Source organism: Streptomyces cellostaticus, assembly GCF_001513965.1.
GTDB lineage: Bacteria > Actinomycetota > Actinomycetes > Streptomycetales > Streptomycetaceae > Streptomyces > Streptomyces cellostaticus.
The window spans coordinates 140,171-157,336 of sequence record NZ_KQ948031.1; the positions used below are offsets into that span (position 1 = coordinate 140,171).

17 protein-coding genes are annotated in these 17,166 nt (G+C 70.6%); 7 read left to right on the plus strand and 10 right to left on the minus strand.

Annotated features, from left to right (window positions below):
* Positions 1-13 precede the first annotated feature (13 nt).
* The 4 genes from AQI88_RS27970 to AQI88_RS27985 all read right to left on the minus strand — a co-directional run bounded on the left by AQI88_RS27970 (position 14) and on the right by AQI88_RS27985 (position 4,012).
* Positions 14-673 carry a response regulator gene (locus AQI88_RS27970; protein ID WP_067004388.1) on the minus strand — a complete coding sequence of 220 codons (660 nt, stop codon included), beginning with the start codon at positions 671-673 and terminating at the stop codon, positions 14-16.
* Entirely contained in the window at positions 670-1,839 is a 1,170-nt protein-coding gene (locus AQI88_RS27975) for a sensor histidine kinase (protein WP_208615918.1), read from the minus strand. The genes AQI88_RS27970 and AQI88_RS27975 overlap by 4 nt, the downstream gene beginning before the upstream one ends.
* 57 nt (positions 1,840-1,896) lie before the next feature.
* Positions 1,897-2,562, minus strand: coding sequence for a hypothetical protein (locus AQI88_RS27980; RefSeq protein ID WP_067004390.1), 666 nt, complete (start codon positions 2,560-2,562; stop codon positions 1,897-1,899).
* Positions 2,563-3,433: 871 nt separating this feature from the next.
* A complete protein-coding gene (locus AQI88_RS27985; protein ID WP_067004392.1) occupies positions 3,434-4,012 on the minus strand; it encodes an RBBP9/YdeN family alpha/beta hydrolase in 579 nt (192 codons plus the stop codon).
* A gap of 72 nt (positions 4,013-4,084) precedes the next feature.
* On the opposite strand from AQI88_RS27985, the gene AQI88_RS27990 reads away from it, so the two are divergent.
* A complete protein-coding gene (locus tag AQI88_RS27990) occupies positions 4,085-4,699 on the plus strand; it encodes a TetR/AcrR family transcriptional regulator (protein WP_067004394.1) in 615 nt (204 codons plus the stop codon).
* Between the two features lie 314 nt (positions 4,700-5,013).
* Here the strand turns inward: AQI88_RS27990 and AQI88_RS27995 are convergent, their stop codons facing one another.
* Positions 5,014-5,436, minus strand: a complete 423-nt coding sequence (locus tag AQI88_RS27995) for a secondary thiamine-phosphate synthase enzyme YjbQ (protein ID WP_067004396.1) — start codon at positions 5,434-5,436, stop codon at positions 5,014-5,016.
* Positions 5,437-5,559: 123 nt separating this feature from the next.
* Here AQI88_RS27995 and AQI88_RS49120 point away from each other — a divergent pair, with 123 nt between their 5' ends.
* The 5 genes from AQI88_RS49120 (at position 5,560) to AQI88_RS28015 (ending at position 9,622) form a co-directional block, all read left to right on the plus strand.
* Positions 5,560-5,643 carry a putative leader peptide gene (locus tag AQI88_RS49120; RefSeq protein ID WP_313884353.1) on the plus strand — a complete coding sequence of 28 codons (84 nt, stop codon included), beginning with the start codon at positions 5,560-5,562 and terminating at the stop codon, positions 5,641-5,643.
* 140 nt (positions 5,644-5,783) lie between these two features.
* Complete coding sequence (locus AQI88_RS28000; protein ID WP_067004398.1) at positions 5,784-6,686, plus strand: ABC transporter permease; 903 nt, start codon at positions 5,784-5,786, stop codon at positions 6,684-6,686.
* Complete coding sequence (locus AQI88_RS28005) at positions 6,659-7,414, plus strand: ABC transporter ATP-binding protein (RefSeq protein ID WP_067004400.1); 756 nt, start codon at positions 6,659-6,661, stop codon at positions 7,412-7,414. The genes AQI88_RS28000 and AQI88_RS28005 overlap by 28 nt, the downstream gene beginning before the upstream one ends.
* 60 nt (positions 7,415-7,474) lie before the next feature.
* Positions 7,475-8,494 carry an ABC transporter substrate-binding protein gene (locus AQI88_RS28010; RefSeq protein ID WP_067004402.1) on the plus strand — a complete coding sequence of 340 codons (1,020 nt, stop codon included), beginning with the start codon at positions 7,475-7,477 and terminating at the stop codon, positions 8,492-8,494.
* Positions 8,495-8,536: 42 nt separating this feature from the next.
* Positions 8,537-9,622 (plus strand): NAD(P)-binding domain-containing protein, encoded by a 1,086-nt coding sequence (locus AQI88_RS28015; RefSeq protein ID WP_067004404.1) that lies wholly within the window; start codon positions 8,537-8,539, stop codon positions 9,620-9,622.
* 12 nt (positions 9,623-9,634) lie between these two features.
* On the opposite strand, the gene mltG is transcribed toward AQI88_RS28015, so the two are convergent.
* Together mltG and AQI88_RS28025 are read right to left on the minus strand one after the other, a co-directional pair.
* Positions 9,635-10,525: an endolytic transglycosylase MltG gene (mltG, locus tag AQI88_RS28020; protein WP_067004406.1), complete on the minus strand. Its 891-nt coding sequence runs from the start codon at positions 10,523-10,525 to the stop codon at positions 9,635-9,637.
* A gap of 70 nt (positions 10,526-10,595) precedes the next feature.
* Positions 10,596-12,398: an ABC transporter ATP-binding protein gene (locus AQI88_RS28025; protein ID WP_067004408.1), complete on the minus strand. Its 1,803-nt coding sequence runs from the start codon at positions 12,396-12,398 to the stop codon at positions 10,596-10,598.
* 115 nt (positions 12,399-12,513) lie between these two features.
* Between AQI88_RS28025 and AQI88_RS28030 the strand changes: the two genes are divergently transcribed.
* Positions 12,514-12,963, plus strand: a complete 450-nt coding sequence (locus AQI88_RS28030) for a MarR family winged helix-turn-helix transcriptional regulator (protein WP_067004410.1) — start codon at positions 12,514-12,516, stop codon at positions 12,961-12,963.
* 60 nt (positions 12,964-13,023) lie between these two features.
* Here AQI88_RS28030 and AQI88_RS28035 read toward each other — a convergent pair whose 3' ends face one another.
* From AQI88_RS28035 to AQI88_RS28045, 3 genes are all read right to left on the minus strand, one after another.
* On the minus strand, positions 13,024-14,433 hold the full coding sequence (locus AQI88_RS28035; RefSeq protein ID WP_067004412.1) for a cation:dicarboxylate symporter family transporter: 1,410 nt from the start codon (positions 14,431-14,433) through the stop codon (positions 13,024-13,026).
* A gap of 169 nt (positions 14,434-14,602) precedes the next feature.
* A complete protein-coding gene (locus tag AQI88_RS28040; RefSeq protein ID WP_244184361.1) occupies positions 14,603-16,228 on the minus strand; it encodes a peptide-N4-asparagine amidase in 1,626 nt (541 codons plus the stop codon).
* 58 nt (positions 16,229-16,286) lie between these two features.
* Positions 16,287-17,033, minus strand: a complete 747-nt coding sequence (locus tag AQI88_RS28045; protein WP_067004416.1) for a L,D-transpeptidase family protein — start codon at positions 17,031-17,033, stop codon at positions 16,287-16,289.
* Positions 17,034-17,166: the final 133 nt, after the last annotated feature.

Genomic DNA, 17,166 nt, shown 5'->3' on the forward strand with positions numbered 1-17,166 from the left:
GCGCGGTCCGCCGTCAGGGGCGGCGCGGCTGCACGAGGCGGTGGTCGTAGGCGGCGACGACGGCCTGGACGCGGTCGCGCAGGCCCAGTTTGCGCAGCACCGCGGTGACATGGTTCTTGACGGTGGCTTCCGACAGGTTCAGCCGCTCGGCGATCTCCGCGTTCGACAGCGCCTGCCCGATCAGGGTGAGCACCTCCCGCTCGCGGCCGGAGAGGTCCTGCAGGGAGGGCGGCGGCGCCGGGTCGGGCACGGTGCGCAGGAACCGGTCCAGGACGCGGCTCAGCACGGCCGGCGCCAGCAGCGCGTCGCCGCGCGCGGTGAGGCGGATCGCGTCGACGAGTTCGGCGGGGCGGATGTCCTTCAGCAGGAAGCCGCTCGCCCCGGCCCGCAGTGCGGCGACCACGTGCGCGTCCACGTCCCAGGTGGTCAGCACGAGCACCCGGGACCGGCTGCCGCACTCCGCGATCTGCCGGGTCGCCTCGATGCCGTCCACGATGGGCATGCGCACGTCCATCAGCACCACGTCGGGCGCCAGGTCCCGCGTCAGCCGCACCGCCTCCTGGCCGTCGGACGCCTCACCGACCACCTCGAGGTCGTCCCGCGCGTCGATGATCATGCGGAATCCGGTACGGACCAGGGCCTGGTCGTCAGCCACCACCACGCGCAGCGTCATGAGGCGCGCTCCACCGGCAGCTGCGCCACCACCTCGAACCCGCTTCCGGGCAGCGGACCGGCGCGCAGGCTGCCGCCCACGAGCCGTGCGCGCTCCTTCATCCCGACCAGACCGCGTCCCGCTCCCGCTGCGGCCGACCGACCCTGCGGCGTCCGCCCGTTGTCCGTCACCGTGACCTTCACGCACTCCCCTTCGGCCGTCACCTGCACGCTCACCTCGTCGGCGCCGGCCGCGTGGCGCAGCGTGTTGGTGAGGGCCTCCTGAACGATCCGGTACGCCGCCAGGTCCACCGCGGCCGGCAGCTCGTCGGTGGCGCCCTCACGGTGCACGTGCACGGTCATTCCGGTCGCGCGCACGGTGTCGGCCAGCTCATCCAGGCGCACGAGCGAGGGCCCCGGCTCCCGCTGCTCACCGCCCCTGTCCTCCCCCGCATCGGGCCGGAACGCGCGAAGCAGCAGGCGCAGCTCGCCAAGCGCCGAGCGCGCGCCCGTCTCGATGGCCCGCAGCGCCTGACGGGCCTGTTCGGGCCTTTCGCCGAAAACGTCGTCGGCGGCGCCCGCCTGAACAACCATGACCGACAAGGTGTGTGCCACGACGTCGTGCACCTCCCGCGCAATCCGCGCACGCTCCTCCACCACAGCCCGGCGCATCTCCGCCCTCGCCCGTGCCTGCTGCGCCCTGCGCCACTGCCCAGCGGTCCACGCCAGGACAACCGCCAGCAGATAGACCGTCAGACCCACGTCGCCACCCGCCACGAATGCCAGTGGCGCCAGGAGACACATCGCCGCGAGCGTCCGTACCGATACCTGCCGCGGCCTGGTGGCCGACAACACGCACAGCGCGACCTGCGCCGCGAGCAGCGCCCCCGTGAAGGTCACCGCGGGCAGCAGCGCCCACACCGCGAGCCCCGTCGCCGCGTTCACAGCCAGTACGGCGACCGGGGTGCGAGCCTGCCACCTCAGGGCGCAGGCCTGCGCGAGGACCAGGGCCACGGCCACGGGCAGTCGTCCACCGCGCTCCGCGCCGGCGAGGAGCACCGAGGTGCCGAGGACGACGAGCACCAGACCGGCCGACCCCCACCACAGGGCCCGGGCCGCCCGGGGCGACAGCTCGCCCCACGCTTCCTCGCCGAACGTATCGTCCGGCTTTCTGCTGCATCGGTCCACGCCCCGAGCGTATCCAGCGGCGCGACAGAACCGCGGCCGTCTTCTGGGCGGGCGGCGTCAGTACTGCGGAGCCGGTGGGCCGGCGGGCGCACGTCGCGTGGCGCTGCGGTAGGTGGAGATGCCCAGGGCGAGCATCCAGTAGCTGAGGATCGCCCCCATCAGGGCGGTGGTGCCCCAGCCGTTCGCCGCGTAGAAGTGTGCGGGCGTGTTGCCGAAGAACAGGGACGGTACGAAGACCAGGTTGACCCCTGCCAGGACGAAGGCAGAACGGCCGGTCCAGCGCGGTAGCAGGTTCGTACGCGAGATTCCGTAACCCACGGCGGTCAGGAAGAGTGCGAGCATGAGTCGGCCGATCGCCCCGTAGAGAATGTAGGTGCCGCTGACTGTGATGGTCGGGTCGATCGGGTGCTCGGCGGCGATGACCGCGCCGGCTTCCAGCCCGCTGGAGACCAGGGTGATCGTCGCGTAGACCAGTCCGGTGGCGAAGGCCATCGTGCCGACCCATTCGTAAGCGGGGTCCGCCGCCTTGACCAGTTCACGGAAGGCCGTCACGAACACGATCAGGAACGCCAGCGCGAGGATTCCGACCAACAGCCTGGCCAGGACGTTCGTATCGGGGGGCGAGCCGGAGTAGATGAAGTACAAGGGTACTTCGACCATGAAGGCCGCCGCAGTGGCGATGCCTGCAAGGCCCGTCAGGCGCCTGGCAATGGTTTCCTTCATGGGTGTCCCCCTGCGGTCCGTGTGGTGGGTTCCTCGCCGGTTCGTTGCCGACGATGTGAATCCTCCCGCTCTCGGAGCTTCTCGTCGCTGGGCCTGGACACCGGATGAGGGGTGGTCCCACCGACACCCCTGCCGGGAAAAAAGATGTCTGCCGGTTCTGGAGGCGATCCGGGTGCCCCGGCCGGGTCGTGGTCGGCACCGCAGCAGACCGGAGCGGCAGCTTGTTCCATCTGGGCCTGAGTGCGGGCGACGGAGAGGACGACGGCGGCGTGGGAGGCGGGGAGCCGGCCGGCCGTTTCGCAGGCGGCCGTCGGTGGGCTGGACGGCGGCCGCCGCGCGGGAGATGCCGATCTGAGGGGCAGCCAGACCCAGCCGCCTTGGCGCAACCGGACCGGGACCGGCTACGCCTGGCTGCACACCGCTCTCGACCTCACCCCGCTCAGGGAATGGGCCCACCAGCGGCCCTACACCTCAGATGCCGAACGGCAGGCAGCGTTCCCCGGCTGGCTCGACCTGGGCGGCTTGCAAGGGACTGAAGGCGGGCGGGCGAACCGGTGCGCTTGCGGTCGACCAGGCCTGGCAGGCCCTGCTGGGCGAACCGGTCCCGCCAGGTCCGAGACACTCGGGCGGGCAGTGGGCCTGTCATTCACCATCCATCCCCCAGGATCGAGCCGCCCTCTGTCATGACTATGTGCGCCGCTGTGCCCGTGAAGCCGAGCGCCGCCGGGGTCTGAGCGGGCTACAAGTCATTGCCTGCGGTGTCGCGGCACTGTGCACGCGGTCTCGGTGAAGTGAGACAGCAGGCCGCCTGCCTGCGGCATGTTCAGGGAGGCAGGCAGGCGGCCCCGGGCTCGCGTTCGTCGATACCGGGTCAGCTGGGCACGCTGTCGTTGACCAACCGGATCGCTTCGGGCAGTTGCCGTCGGCTCGCCCCGGTGCTGGGGAAGTGGCCGCCTGTCGCGGTGACCGTGGCCGTGGCGCCCAACTCGGTGACGAACCGCATGATGTGCTCGCTGGTTGCCGCTCCGGTGACCGGGTCGTCTGCGGCGTGCAGGATCCGGAACGTCCTGGCGGCGCGGCGGATCCGCGCCCATTCGAAGTCCGGCTCGAAGAACCCCGCGAGTGCGTCGTAGCCGACCTCGCCGGCCATCGAAGCCACCAGGACCACACCCGCATAGGGGCCTTCGGCGTCCACGTTGTGCTTTTCCAGTAGCCGCAGCACATTGACCCCGCCGAGGCTGTGGCCCACCAGTACGGTGTCGGCGGCCGGGGACACAGCCGTCTCGGCGGCCAGCGCCTTGAGCCAGGCGTCCGCCTGAGGCGCCTGAGGCTCCGGCAGCTGTGGGATGCGCACCTGATGGCCGGCAGCGCCCAACTCGTCCCGCAGGTAGGGGTACCAGTGGTCCTGATTGGTCATGCCAAAGCCGTGCGACACGATGATCGTGCTCATGTTCCGCCCCCTCATTAATCGAAACGCTACGTCGCGTTTTGAAAACGTAGCACATCACTTACAGTGAGCACTGTGGCTACGAAGGACTCCCCCGAACAGAACCCCCGCCCCGTCCGCACCGGCGGCCGCGTCCGCAGCGAGGATGCACGCCGGGCCGTCCTGGACGCCGCCGCCGAACTGCTGGAGGCGGCCGGCTACGGCGCCCTGACCATCGAAGGCGTGGCTCGACACGCGAACGTCGCCAAAAGCACCGTGTACCGGTGGTGGAAGTCCAAAGGCGCCCTGGTCATGGACGCTTACACGCACACGGTCGTCACACGCGTACCAGAACCAGACACCGGGACAGTCGCCGGCGACCTGACCTCGTTCATCTCCGACCTCTACCGCATCAGCGCATACCCGCTGCGAGGCAGAGCATTGCGCGGGCTGATGGCCGAAGCCCAATTGGACCCGGCCTTCGCCGAACACTTCCGCCAGTGGGTACAGAGCCGCCGCACCGTGGTAACCAGAATGCTCATCGCCGCAATCGACCGCGACGAACTACCAGCCGACCTAGACCTCGAACACGCCACCGACCTGGTCTTCGGCCCCTTCTGGTACCGCCTCCTGGTCGGCCACGCCCCCCTCGACCCCGACCAAGCCAGCAGTCATGTCGCGCAGCTGCTGAACGGTCTGCGAGGCAGCTGACCCCGCGGCAGCCGGCTCCGAGGCGTTGTGCCCAGAGCCGTCCGCATCAGCCAAGACCGGTCAGGCAGGCTCTATGGGCTCCGGCCGGCACACCGGCCTGTTCGCCGAGAGCCCGGAGAGTCGCTCCCATCCCTCGAACGCCTGACGATTCCGACTGCTGACCAACGCCTGCACAGGCTCTACCCGGCGTCGACCCCCGAACGACTTACGGAGTCGACCACTTCGCCAGCCCACTGCCCCCTGGACGCCCGGCAACCCGCCGTTTCGAGCACGCAGGTACGGAGATTCGGCGGCCACGCCCAGGACCATCCTGCTCAGCCCAGGAAGCTCAGTCGAACCTGACGGTCGACATTGTCCTTATTGGTGTCCACGAGGCACACCGACTGCCAGGTGCCCAGCTCCAGCCGCCCGCCGATGACCGGAAGGGTCGCGTGCGGCGGGACGAGGGCCGGGAGGACGTGGTCGCGGCCGTGTCCTGGGCTGCCGTGCCGGTGCTGCCAGCGGTCGTCGGCGGGGAGCAGGGTGTGCAGGGCGGCCAGGAGATCGTCGTCGCTGCCGGAGCCCGTCTCGATGACGGCGATGCCGGCGGTCGCGTGGGGCACGAAGATGTTCAGCAGGCCGTCGCGGTCGGCCGCCGCCTCGCGCAGGAAGTCCTCGCAGTCGGAGGTCAGGTCGACAACCCGCTCCCGGGAGCCGGTGGCGACGTTCAGCATCCGAGTGGTGAAGGCATCTGACATGCCACCAATCCTGGCCCATGCGCCGCATTTCACACGTCCCTGGCACGACCGTTTCCGATACGAGGGGTCCACAGGGCGAGACACCGTTGACCGTTCCGCGCCCACCTGGCTAATTTCTGCCGCATGTTGCGTTCAGCCCTGCTCACCACGCGCGGTCACATCGACCTGCTGCGGGTGGCCTCCGCCGCGTGTCGCCGCGGCCGCTGACGCCCTGACTCCGTTCTCCCCTTCAGTACGGTCCGCCGTCGTACCCGCACGTCACCCGTGATCCGTCCCTGAGGCGGGCGTGACGCGGCGGCGCCGGGCCATACCCTTCGCCCCGCTCTCTCCTTTGTCGTGGAGCATCCATGAGCATCAGCCATGCCCCACCCAACTCCCCCGAACCCGATATTTCCGGCATATCGAAGTCTGTCGAAGCCGGACCGGAGGAACCCGGGCACGCGGCACCGGACCTCCAGCCCCTCGTTCCCGCCTCCTCCCGACGGACCCGCGTCCCCCGCTGGCTGCGGCGTACCGCGGGCCCGCTTCTGCTGCTCGCCCTCTGGCAACTCCTCAGCAGCACCGGCGTGCTGGCCTCCGGCGTGCTCGCCCCGCCGGGCCGGATCGCCCAGGTCGGCTGGGATCTGGTCGCCGACGGTTCGCTGCCCTCGGCCATGGGCACCTCGCTGCGCCGCGTCGCGGCCGGGCTGCTGTTCGGCACCGTGACCGGCACCGGACTCGCCCTGGTCTCGGGGCTGTTCCGGGTCGGCGAGGACCTGGTGGACGCGCCGGTGCAGATGCTGCGGACGGTGCCGTTCGTCGGTCTCATCCCGCTGTTCATCATCTGGTTCGGCATCGGCGAGGCACCGAAGATCGCGATCATCACGCTGGGCGTGACGTTCCCGCTGTATCTCAACGTGTACGCCGGCATCCGCGGTGTCGATTCCCAACTCATCGAGGCCGGTGAGTCGTTGGGGCTGGGCCGGTGGGGGCTGGTGCGCCATGTGGTCCTGCCTGGCGCGCTGCCCGGAGCCCTGACCGGGCTGCGCTACTCGCTCGGCATCGCCTGGCTCGCACTGGTCTTCGCCGAGCAGGTCAACGCCGACGCAGGCATCGGCTTCCTGATGGTGCAGGCGCGAGACTTCCTGCGGACCGACGTGATCGTGGTCTGCCTGATCGTCTACGCCTTCCTCGGGCTGCTCGCCGACTTCATCGTCCGCTCCCTCGAAAGGCTGCTGCTGCAATGGCGACCGACGTTCACCGGGCGGTGAGCCCCGCGGCCACCGGGGCCGCCAAGGCTGTGCGTGTCGAGGGGCTGACCCGCTCCTTCGACGGCCGAGCCGTCATCGACGACCTCCGGCTCGACATCGAGCCCGGCGAGTTCGTCGCCCTGCTCGGTCGCAGCGGCTGCGGCAAGTCCACGCTCCTGCGCATCCTCGCCGGCCTCGACCGGGACATCGAGGGCACCGCTCTCGTCTCCCGGCGCCGGGCCGTCGCCTTCCAGGCGCCCCGGCTGATGCCGTGGAAGAAGGTGTGGCGCAATGTGCTGCTCGGCCTGCCCGGGCGTCCCGAACGCTCCGTCGCCGAACGGGCGCTGGACGAGGTGGGGCTCGGCCACCGCAGCGACGCCTGGCCGAAGACGCTCTCCGGGGGCGAGGCACAGCGGGCCTCCCTCGCCCGTGCGCTGGTGCGCGAGCCCGATCTGCTGCTGCTCGACGAGCCGTTCGGCGCGCTCGACGCGCTCACCCGGATCAAGGCGCAGCGTCTGGTCGGCGAGTTGTGGCAGCGCCGCGGCTGCGCCGTGCTGCTGGTCACGCACGACGTCGAGGAGGCCGTGCTGCTCGCCGACCGTGTCCTGGTGATGGACTCCGGCCGCATCGCCCACGAACAGCGCATCGACCTGCACCGGCCGCGCGAGATCACCGACCCCCGGTTCGCCGGACTGCGCGCCGGACTGCTGGAACGGCTCGGCGTCCACACGGCCGCCGAAGCCGCCTGACCACCCCGCTCGATCCCGGACTCCCCCGCCCGACTCCCCCTGCACACGAACGGAACCGCCATGCGACGACGCCTCGTCCCCGCCGCACTGCTCCTCCCCTTCGCGCTCCTGCTCACCGCCTGCGGCGGGAACGCGTCCGCCGGCACCGGCACCGACGGCTCGGGGTCCGTCACTCTCGACGTCGGTGACCAGAAGGGCGGTTCGGAGGCCATTCTGCGGGCCGCCGGTGAGCTGAAGAACCTGGACTACAAGATCAAGTGGTCGACCTTCACCTCCGGCCCGCCGCTGCTGGAGGCCGTCAACGCGAAGGCCGTCGACATCGGCGGTGTCGGCAACACCCCGCCCGTCTTCGCGGCCGGCGCCGGCTCGGAGATCTCGGTGGTGGCCGCCTGGCACGGGACGTCCGAGGGCGACGCCGTCCTCGTGCCGAACGGCTCGAAGCTGACCGGGCCGGGGCAGCTCAAGGGCAAGTCGATCGCCGTGGCGCAGGGCTCCTCCGCGCACTACCAGCTGGTCGCCTCCCTCAAGGCGGCCGGCCTCGGCCTGAACGACGTCAAGGTCAAGTACCTGCAACCGGCCGACGCGCTCGCCGCGTTCACCTCCGGCAAGGTCGACGCATGGGCGGTGTGGGACCCGTACACCTCCCAGATCCTCCAGGCCAAGCAGGGCCGTGTGCTCACCACCGGCGAAGGCGTGACCAACGGACTCAGTTTCCAGGTGGCCGCGCCCGCCGCCCTCGAGAACCCGAAGAAGGCGGCCGCGATCAAGGACTACCTGACGCGGCTGCGGCGCGCGCAGGCCTGGGTGCACGGCCACCAGGAGGAGTGGGCCAAGGTGTGGGCGAAGGACACCGGGCTGCCGTACGAGGTGGCGCTGGCCTCCGTGAAGCGCACCAACTCCACCCGTGTGCCGGTCGCCGTCGACAAGCCGCTCGTCGCCTCCGAGCAGCAGATCGCCGACGCCTTCACCGAGCTGAAGCTCATCCCGAAGAAGGTGGACTTCGGCGACTTCGTGGACACACGGTTCAACGGCGGCCTGCCGCCGTCGACGACTGACGCCAAGGCTGATGGCGGGCGCTGAACGGCCGGGAAGATCGGTGGCCGGCCCGCTGTTGGCAGGAGCGTGAACGAGACACGCGAGGTCGAGGCAGTCGTCATAGGCGCTGGACAGGCCGGACTGTCCAGCGCCTATCACCTGCGGCGCACCGGCTTCGAGCCGGACCGCGACTTCGTGGTCCTCGACCGCTCCCCCGGGCCTGGCGGCGCCTGGCAGTTCCGCTGGCCGTCGCTGACGTACGGCAAGGTGCACGGGATGCACTCCCTGCCCGGCATGGAGCTGACGGACGCCGATCCGGCACGGCCCTCGGCGGAGGTCATCGGCGCGTACTTCGACCGGTACGAGCGCACTTTCGACCTGCGGGTACGGCGCCCCGTCGAGGTGCGGTCCGTGCACGAGGGCGAGGGCGGGCGGCTGCTCGTGGAGACCTCGGACGGCACCTGGTCGACCCGGGCGCTGATCAACGCCACCGGCACCTGGAACCGGCCGTTCTGGCCCCGCTATCCCGGCCAGGAGACCTTCCGGGGACGGCAGCTGCACACCGCGCAGTACCCCGGGCCCGAGGAGTTCACCGGCCGGCGGGTCGTGGTCGTGGGCGGCGGTGCGTCCGGTACCCAGCACCTGCTGGAGATCGCCCCGTACGCGGCCGCCACCACCTGGGTGACCCGGCGGCCCCCGGTCTTCCGCGAGGGTCCGTTCGACCAGGAGGCCGGCCGTACGTCCGTGGCGCTGGTGGAGGAGCGGGTACGGCAGGGGCTGCCCCCGCGGAGTGTGGTCTCGGTCACGGGACTGCCGCTCAACGACGCGATCCGGCAAGGCCTGGCCGACGGCGTGCTGGACCGGCAGCCGATGTTCGACCGGATCACCCCGGAGGGGGTGGAGTGGAGCGACGGCGGACACCGTCGGCACGTTGCCGTCGACGTCATCCTCTGGGCGACCGGTTTCCGGGCCGCTCTCGATCATCTGACGCCGCTCAGGCTGCGCGAGCCGGGCGGCGGGATCCGGGTCGAGGAGACCCGCGCGGTCGTCGATCCGCGTATCCATCTCGTCGGCTACGGCCCCTCGGCCAGCACCATCGGCGCCAACCGCGCCGGACGCGCGGCCGTACGGGACATCAGACGGCTGCTGGCCGAGGAGCCGGTCGCCGCGTGACGTCCCGCCGGCTCAGCGGGGCGGCTGTGTAACCGGAAGCTGCTGCGGGCTCCGGCTCGAGTCCCGGGGCTGCCCCGTTGCCTGGTGACCGGCGTTGAACTGGGCCACGTTGCGCAGGTGCTCGGAGTAGTCGGCGGTGAAACGGGTGTCGCCGGGCTTGATCGTGACGAAGTACAGCCAGTCGCCGGGCGGCGGGTTGAGCGCGGCGCGCATCGCGTCCTCGCCGGGGTTGTCGATCGGGGTGGGCGGCAGGCCCATGCGCTGGTAGGAGTTGTACGGGCTCTGCAGGTGGGTGTCGTCGACGCTGGTGTGCACGGTGGTGCGGTTCAGCACGTAGTTGATGGTGGAGTCCATCTGCAGGGGCATGCCCCGCTGCAACCGGTTGAAGACGACCCGCGCGACCTTCCCCATGTCGGCTTTGGTGGCGGCCTCGGCCTGGACGATGCTGGCGATGGTGACGGTCTGGTAGACGTTCATCGCGTTGCGCTGCGCCCCGGCCGCGACCGGTGCCCCGCTGAACTTCCCGTTGGCCGTGTCGACCATGAACTTCAGCAGCGACTCGGGGGTGGCGCCCTTCTCCACGGGATACGTCGCCGGGAAGAGGTAGCCCTCGGGGTTGCCCACGGCTTCGCTCGGCAGCTTCAGGCCGACCTTGCCGAGGGACTTCCGGGTGCTGCCCGGGGGCAGCTTCAGGGCCTTGTCGACGGCGTCGTAGACCTGGCTCGCGCGCCAGCCCTCCGGGATGACGAGCATCTGGGGTTTCGCCTCCTCGTGGCCGCTCCCCAGGATCAGCAGCGGCACCGCCACGGCGGAGCCGGCCAGGACGGCGCCGGTCACAAGGAGGACGAGCCTGCCCCGGCGCGTCAGTCGCGTCGTGCTCCGTGGTGGAGTGTTCGTCTGCATGCGGGCACGGTAATACGCCCATCGCCGCAAACCCGACATATCGCCAGCCTCGTCGGCCGGGGTTGCGGCCTCAGCTCGCGGGTTCCAGCTGCGCGTCCCGGCGGACCAGGGCCGCGTACCGCCCGTCCAGCTCCAGCAGTTCCTCGTGTGTGCCCCGCTCGGCGACCCGGCCGGAGTCCAGGACCACGATCTGGCCGGCACCACGGACGGTGGACAGCCGGTGGGCGATGGTCACGGTGGTCCGGTCGGCCGACAGGGCGTCGATGGCATCCTGCACCGCGGCTTCGGTGCGGTTGTCCAAGGCGCTGGTCGCCTCGTCGAGTATGAGGACCGGCGGATCGCGCAGGATGGTGCGGGCTATCGCCAGGCGCTGCTTCTCGCCGCCGGAGAAGCGGTGCCCGCGCTCACCGACGACGGTGTCGTAGCCGTCGGGCAGCCCGGCTATGTGGTCGTGGATCTGGGCAGCCCGGGCGGCCGCGTGCAGTTCCTCGTCGGTGGCGTCCGGCTTGGCGAAGCGGAGGTTGTCGGCGACCGAGGCGTGGAAGAGGTACGTCTCCTGCGAGACGACGCCCACCGCGCGGGCGAGGGTGTCGAAGTCGAGGTCGCGCACGTCGACGCCGTCGATGGTGACGCGGCCGCCGGTGACGTCGTAGAGCCGGGGCACCAGGTAGCCGAGTGTGGACTTGCCGGCGCCGGTCGGGCCGACGACCGCGAGGCTGCCGCCGGCCGGGACGGTGACGTCGATGCCGTCGAGGACCGGCCCGCCCTTGGCGTCGTAGCGGAACTCCACGTCCTCGAAGCGGACTTCGCCCTTGATCTGGTCGAGGTGGACCGGCTGCTCGCGCTCGGTGATGTCGATGGGCAGGTCCAGATACTCGAAGATGCGCTGGAAGAGCGCGAGCGAGGTCTGGATCTGGACGCCGGTCGCCAGCAGGCTCACGGCCGGGCGGAACAGGCCCTGCTGGAGCGAGACGAAGGCGACGATGGTGCCGAGCGAGACCTGCGGGCCGCCGAACTGGAGGGCGAGACCCGCGGTCCAGTAGATGACGGCGGGCATCGCGGCCATGACGATCGTGATCACGGCCATGCGCCAGCGGCCGGCCATGTTCGACTTCACCTCGAGGTCGACCAGTCGCTCGGACTCCTCGGCGAAGGACGAGGTGAGCGAGTCGGAGCGGCCCATGGTGCGGCCGAGCAGGATGCCGCTGACGGACAGCGACTCGGTGACCGTGGCGGCCATCGCGGCCATCTGCTTCTGCCGCTGGGTGGTGATCTTCTTGCGTTCGTTGCCGACGCGGCGGCTGATCCACACGAACACCGGGAGCAGGAGCAGCGAGACGATCGTGAGGCGCCAGTCCAGGGCGGCCATCGCGACGATCGTGGCGACGACACTGGTGGCGTTGGAGACCAGGGAGGTGGCGGTGGAGGTGACGGTGGCCTGCATGCCGCCGATGTCGTTGGCGATGCGGGACTGCACCTCGCCGGTGCGGGTGCGGGTGAAGAAGGCGAGCGACATGCGCTGCAGGCGGCCGTAGACGGCGGTGCGCAGATCGTGCATGACGCGCTGGCCGACGGTGGTCGAGATCAGCGTCTGGAGCACGCCGAAGACGCTGGAGAGGACGGCACTGAGGATCATGCCGAGCGCGAGCAGGCTCAGCAGGCCGGTGCGGCCGTCGGGGATCGCGACGTCGAGGATTTCCTTCAGGAGGAACGGCGTGGCCACCGAGACCAGCGAGGAGGCCCCGACAAGGAGGCCGACGATCGCGAGCCGCCCGCGATAGGGGCGGAAGAGCTTCAGGATGCGGCGCACCTGCCGGGGCTGTTCTCTGGCGTCGGCAGGCGGGGTCCAGGAGGGTTCACGGTCGGGATGCATGGGCTCCTACGGAGGGGAACGGGCGCCGGCGCAGACAGCGGCCGACGATGACTGACGGATCGTAGCTCATTGTTACCTATACTCACAATGAACGGCATCCTGATATTGTTCCCGCATGAGCACCCCCGATCCCGACGGCCTGCTCGCCGAGCAGTTGCTGCGGCTCACCCGCCGGGTGCACCGCATCCAGAAGCGCCACCTGGAGCGGCGCGACCTGGGCGTCACCCCGGCCCAGTCCCGGCTGCTGCGCACCCTCGCGCACTACGGCTCACCCCCGCGCATGGCCGACCTCGCCGAGCGCCTGGAGGTGGTGCCGCGCGCGGTGACGACGCTGGTCGACGGGCTGGAGGCGAGCGGCAAGGTGCGCCGGGTGCCGGACCCGACGAACCGCAGGGTGACCCGGATCGAGCTGACGGACGAGGGCCGGGCGGCCCTGCGCGAGCTGCGTGGCGCGCGCCGGTCGGCGGCCGAGGAGATCCTCGCTCCGCTGACCGAGAAGGAGCGCGAGGTGCTCGGGGTGCTGCTGGACTCGCTGATCGACGGCGAGACGGCCAAGCCCTGCTGAACGGGCGCGGCCCCCGCTCCAGGAGGTCGGAGCGGGGGCTGCGTGCGGTTCGGGTGCGGGTCAGCCGGCCTCGGGAGCGGGCTCCTTGCCGGAAGGCACCGGCACGGCGGCGTCGGCCTGCGCCGCCTTCTCGGGGTCGGCGGGGGCGTCGGCCTGTGCCGCCTGCTCCGGCACGAACGCGATCTCGCCGTCCAGCACCTTCTTCGCCCGTACGGTGTCCAGCGCGCCCTCCCAGCGGGACACCGCGAAGACGGCGACGCAGTTGCCGAGCAGGTTCGTGGTGACGCGCATCGAGTCCATGATCCGGTCGACGCCGAGCAGCAGGGCGACCGCCCCCGCGGGGATGACGCCGAGGGAGCTCGCGGTCGCGGACAGCGCGAGGAAGGCCGAACCGGGCACGCCCGCCATGCCCTTGCTGGTCAGCATGAGCACCAGCACGACGGTGACCTGCTGCCCGAGGCTGAGGTCGACGCCCACGGCCTGCGCGATGAACAGGGTCCCGACAGAGAGGTAGATCGAGGCGCCGTCGAGGTTGAAGGAGTAGCCGGTGGGCAGCACCAGGCCCACGGCGTCGTCCCGGCAGCCCGCCTGGCGCAGCTTCTGCATCATGCGCGGCATCACGGTCTCGCTGGAGGCGGTGCCGAGCGCGAGCAGCAGCTCCTCGCGGGTGTAGCGCACGAACTTCCACAGGCTCAGCCCGCTGACCAGCCGCAGCGCGACGGCGAGCAGTACGAGGAACAGGGCGGCGACGGCGTAGCACAGGACGATGAGCTTGCCGTAGGTCTTGATGACACCCAGCCCGTACTGGCCGACGAGGTGGACCATCGCGCCGAAAACGGCGAGCGGGGCGAGCCGCATGACGAAGCCGACGACCGCGAAGACGACCTCCTGCACCTGCTCGATCGCGGGCAGGATCTTCGGCACCCTGGTGTGGCCGAGGTGGAGCAGGGCGGCGCCCACCAGGCAGGCCAGCACGAGGACTTGGAGCAGCGCGTTGTCGGCGAAGGCGCCGACGAAACTGTTGGGCAGCGCGTCAAGGATGAACTCGGTGGTCGAGGGCAGCGCTCCGCCCTGGGTCTGCCGGTCGAGCGCCGAGGCGTCGAGCTTGGCCGGGTCGACATGCATGCCGGAACCGGGTCCGACCACGTTGGCGGCGACCAGGCCGATCAGCAGCGCGGCCGTGGACGCGACCTCGAACCAGATCAGGGCCTTGAGCCCGATCCGCCCGAAGGCCTTCAGGTCACCGGCCTTGGCGATGCCGACGACGACCACGCAGAACACCAGCGGCGAGATCACCGCCTTGATCAGGCGCACGAAACCGTCGCCGAGCGGCTGGAAAGCCGTGGCCGAGTCCGGCCACAGCTTCCCGACGACGATGCCGAGCACGAGCGCGCAGGCGACCTGCGCGAAGACAGAGGTTCGCAGTATGCGTGCGACGCGTCGCGGCAGAGACGGTACGGACTGCGGCACGGGCACTCCTAGAGGGGGACGTCGACTCGCAGAAACCGGACGGGACTTCTGCGATACGGAAAGCGGCTTCCGTGTCGATCACCCTGGAGGAGCCATTGATCGCGCCCGAGACACCCTTGTCACAGCCGTGTAAATCACGCCGCGTGTGGCGCACTCCACACCGCGGGCCTCAGCAGCGGTTGCGGTCCTCGGTCAGCACCCCCTGAACCGTGGTCAGCGAACGGTCGTAGCAGCCGTCCGGGCCGTGCAGGCGGTAGCGCTCGCCGGAGGTGCCGACCGCGTGCCGCTGGTCGCGCGGGACATTGATCGTGTACGTGGCGTCGCCGCTGTAGGTGTCGTCGAGCCGCGTCCACGTCAGACGCCGGCCGCCCTGCCGCTCGACGGCCGTCGCCCGGTCGCCGAGAGTCAGCACGGTGCGCAGCCGGTTGTCCGTGCCGAGGGTCGTGGCGCCGTTCATCGTGTACGTCCGGTGCGTGTGCGCCGTCCGCGCCGGGCCCGGTCCGTCCGCCTTGACCGTCTCGTCGTCCGTCCACGTCGCGTCCAGTCCGTCCGTGCTCTCGCCATCGGTCCAGCGGTGCGTCGAGCTGTTCGCGAGCGTGCGGGTGACGGTGGTGGTCACCCGGCCGTGCGAGGTGTCGAGGTATCCGGAGACGGCGAGCCGGTGTCCGGCCTCGGTGTCGACGCGGTTCTCCGTACCGGGCGTGTGGACCGAGGAGTTGGCGATGCCGGTCGCCTTGTCCGCGGTGAGCGCGCCGCCGACCTGGGCGCGGTGCGCGTCCTGCCAGACCAGTACGTTCACGGGGGTGCTCCAGCCGGCCTGTCCTGCGGGCACGCCGACGACGGAGACCTCGACGCGGTGTGGCCGACCGTCGTTGAAAAGCCCGGCGAACGGCGTCAGGTCGTACTCGACGGGCCGGACGTCGAAGGCGCGCGGGCCCGGGATGACGTACCAGAGGAAGGGGTTGGACCAGCCGCCGGTCCACACGTTCGGGAACGGCGCGGCGATGCCGGCCAGTTGCCCGTCGACCTTGATCTGCACCTCGCGGTACGGCCCGTGGTCGGCCTTGCAGGAGTACGACGCCGGGTCGGCCACGGTCAGGTACCAGAACTCCTCGCAGCCGCCGCCGGATCCGGTGGCGTACACCTCCGCGACGATGCGCTCACTGTTGCGCGGGGTGGTGAGGGTCGTGCCGTCGGGCGTGTCGGCGAGGGTGAGGACACGGTCGGGGGCGGGGGTCTCGGGGCGGCCCGCGTAGAACGTGAGCGTCACCTTGACGTCGATGACGCCGGTGTAGGTGTCGTCCACGACGTTCCCGATGAGCATCTCGACGCCCTGCGGGGCGCGGAAGGTGTCGCTGTAGCGGGTGACGTCCTTCTCCACGTGCCACTCGATGCCGTCCGGTGACGGCTCGGGCGTCGAGGTGCGCAGGATCTCGACACCGCCCACGTGCAGATAGCCGAGGCGGTCGTACTGACGGCCCTTCACCTTGCCGTCGAGGCGCAGGACGACCTTGCTCCAGCGGTCGCCGCAGCCCTTCGGCGGTGTGTACGCGCCCCGGTACGGGGTGAAGTCGCGGAACTGGACCTCGGCGAGGGTGACCTGGCAGGACTTGGTGTGCGGCCGGTCGACGGGCGGGGCGGCGGTCACCGGATCGTGCCAGTCGGTGCCGAACTCGGCCGGAACGCCGGAGGCAGCGTGGGGTGCCGCTTGAGCAGCGGTGGCCCCGGTACCGAAGAACGTGCTCGCCAGGAGGGCAGCCCCGGCGAGCATGGACATGACTAACCGTCTTCTCATGGCCGGTGTTCTACGGGGAGATGGGTCCGCCCCGCAATGAGGCGTTCCGCCATCCGTACTAGCTCATCAGGTCCGCTCTGTCTCCCATCACCACCACAGGATGCCGGTCCGGGTCGAGCCTGCGCAGCAGGTACTCCATGGCCGGCTTGGACATGGTGACGCAGCCCGACGTACCACTGCCGTGGTCCATGTGCAGCCAGATGTTCCCGCCCCTCTCCTCACCCTCGGGGCGCGTCGGGTCGTTCGGCGGGGTGCCCTTGACGCGGTTGTAGTCGATGGCGATGACGTAGTCGAAGTCGTGCCAGTACGGCTTGGCCCACGAGCGCGGGGCGGCGAAGGCAGGGTCCCGCGTGTACGGCAGCCCGGCGCCCGGATCCTTGAGTACACCGCCCGCGTCGGTAAGGGTGAACACGCCGACGGGGCTGCGCCGGTCGCCGGAGCGGTGGTCGGTGGTCCAGCCCTTCTTGCCGTTGTGTGCCGCCCAACTGCGGATCCGCTGCCACACCGCGCCGCGCCTGGCGTAGAGCACGACCGTGGAGTCCGCCGAGTCCTTGCCGTCGCCGTAGACGGCCACCACCTGGCCGGAGTCGGTCGGAATCCGCCGCTGAAGGCGGGCGCCGACGCCCGGGATGATGCGGTGCGAGCCGCGACTGGCCGCAGTGGACTGCACGGCCTGGCCGCCGGGTTTCGGCTCGCCGCTGCCGCGTCCCGACGCGCCGCACGCGGAAAGGGCCGCCAAAAAGGTTCCGAAAGCCGCCATCGCGACCGTCACACGCCGCACACCATCGATCTGCACGCGCCCCATGGTGGCATCTCGTTCCGACGCATCGTGCGATCTTCCGAGCATTCGGCTCACCGGGCTACGGGCCTGCTGGACGACCGTGTCACCGGAAGAGGACTGCCGGCCGGAACCCCGCGGATCTCGGCGGCCGTCGGGG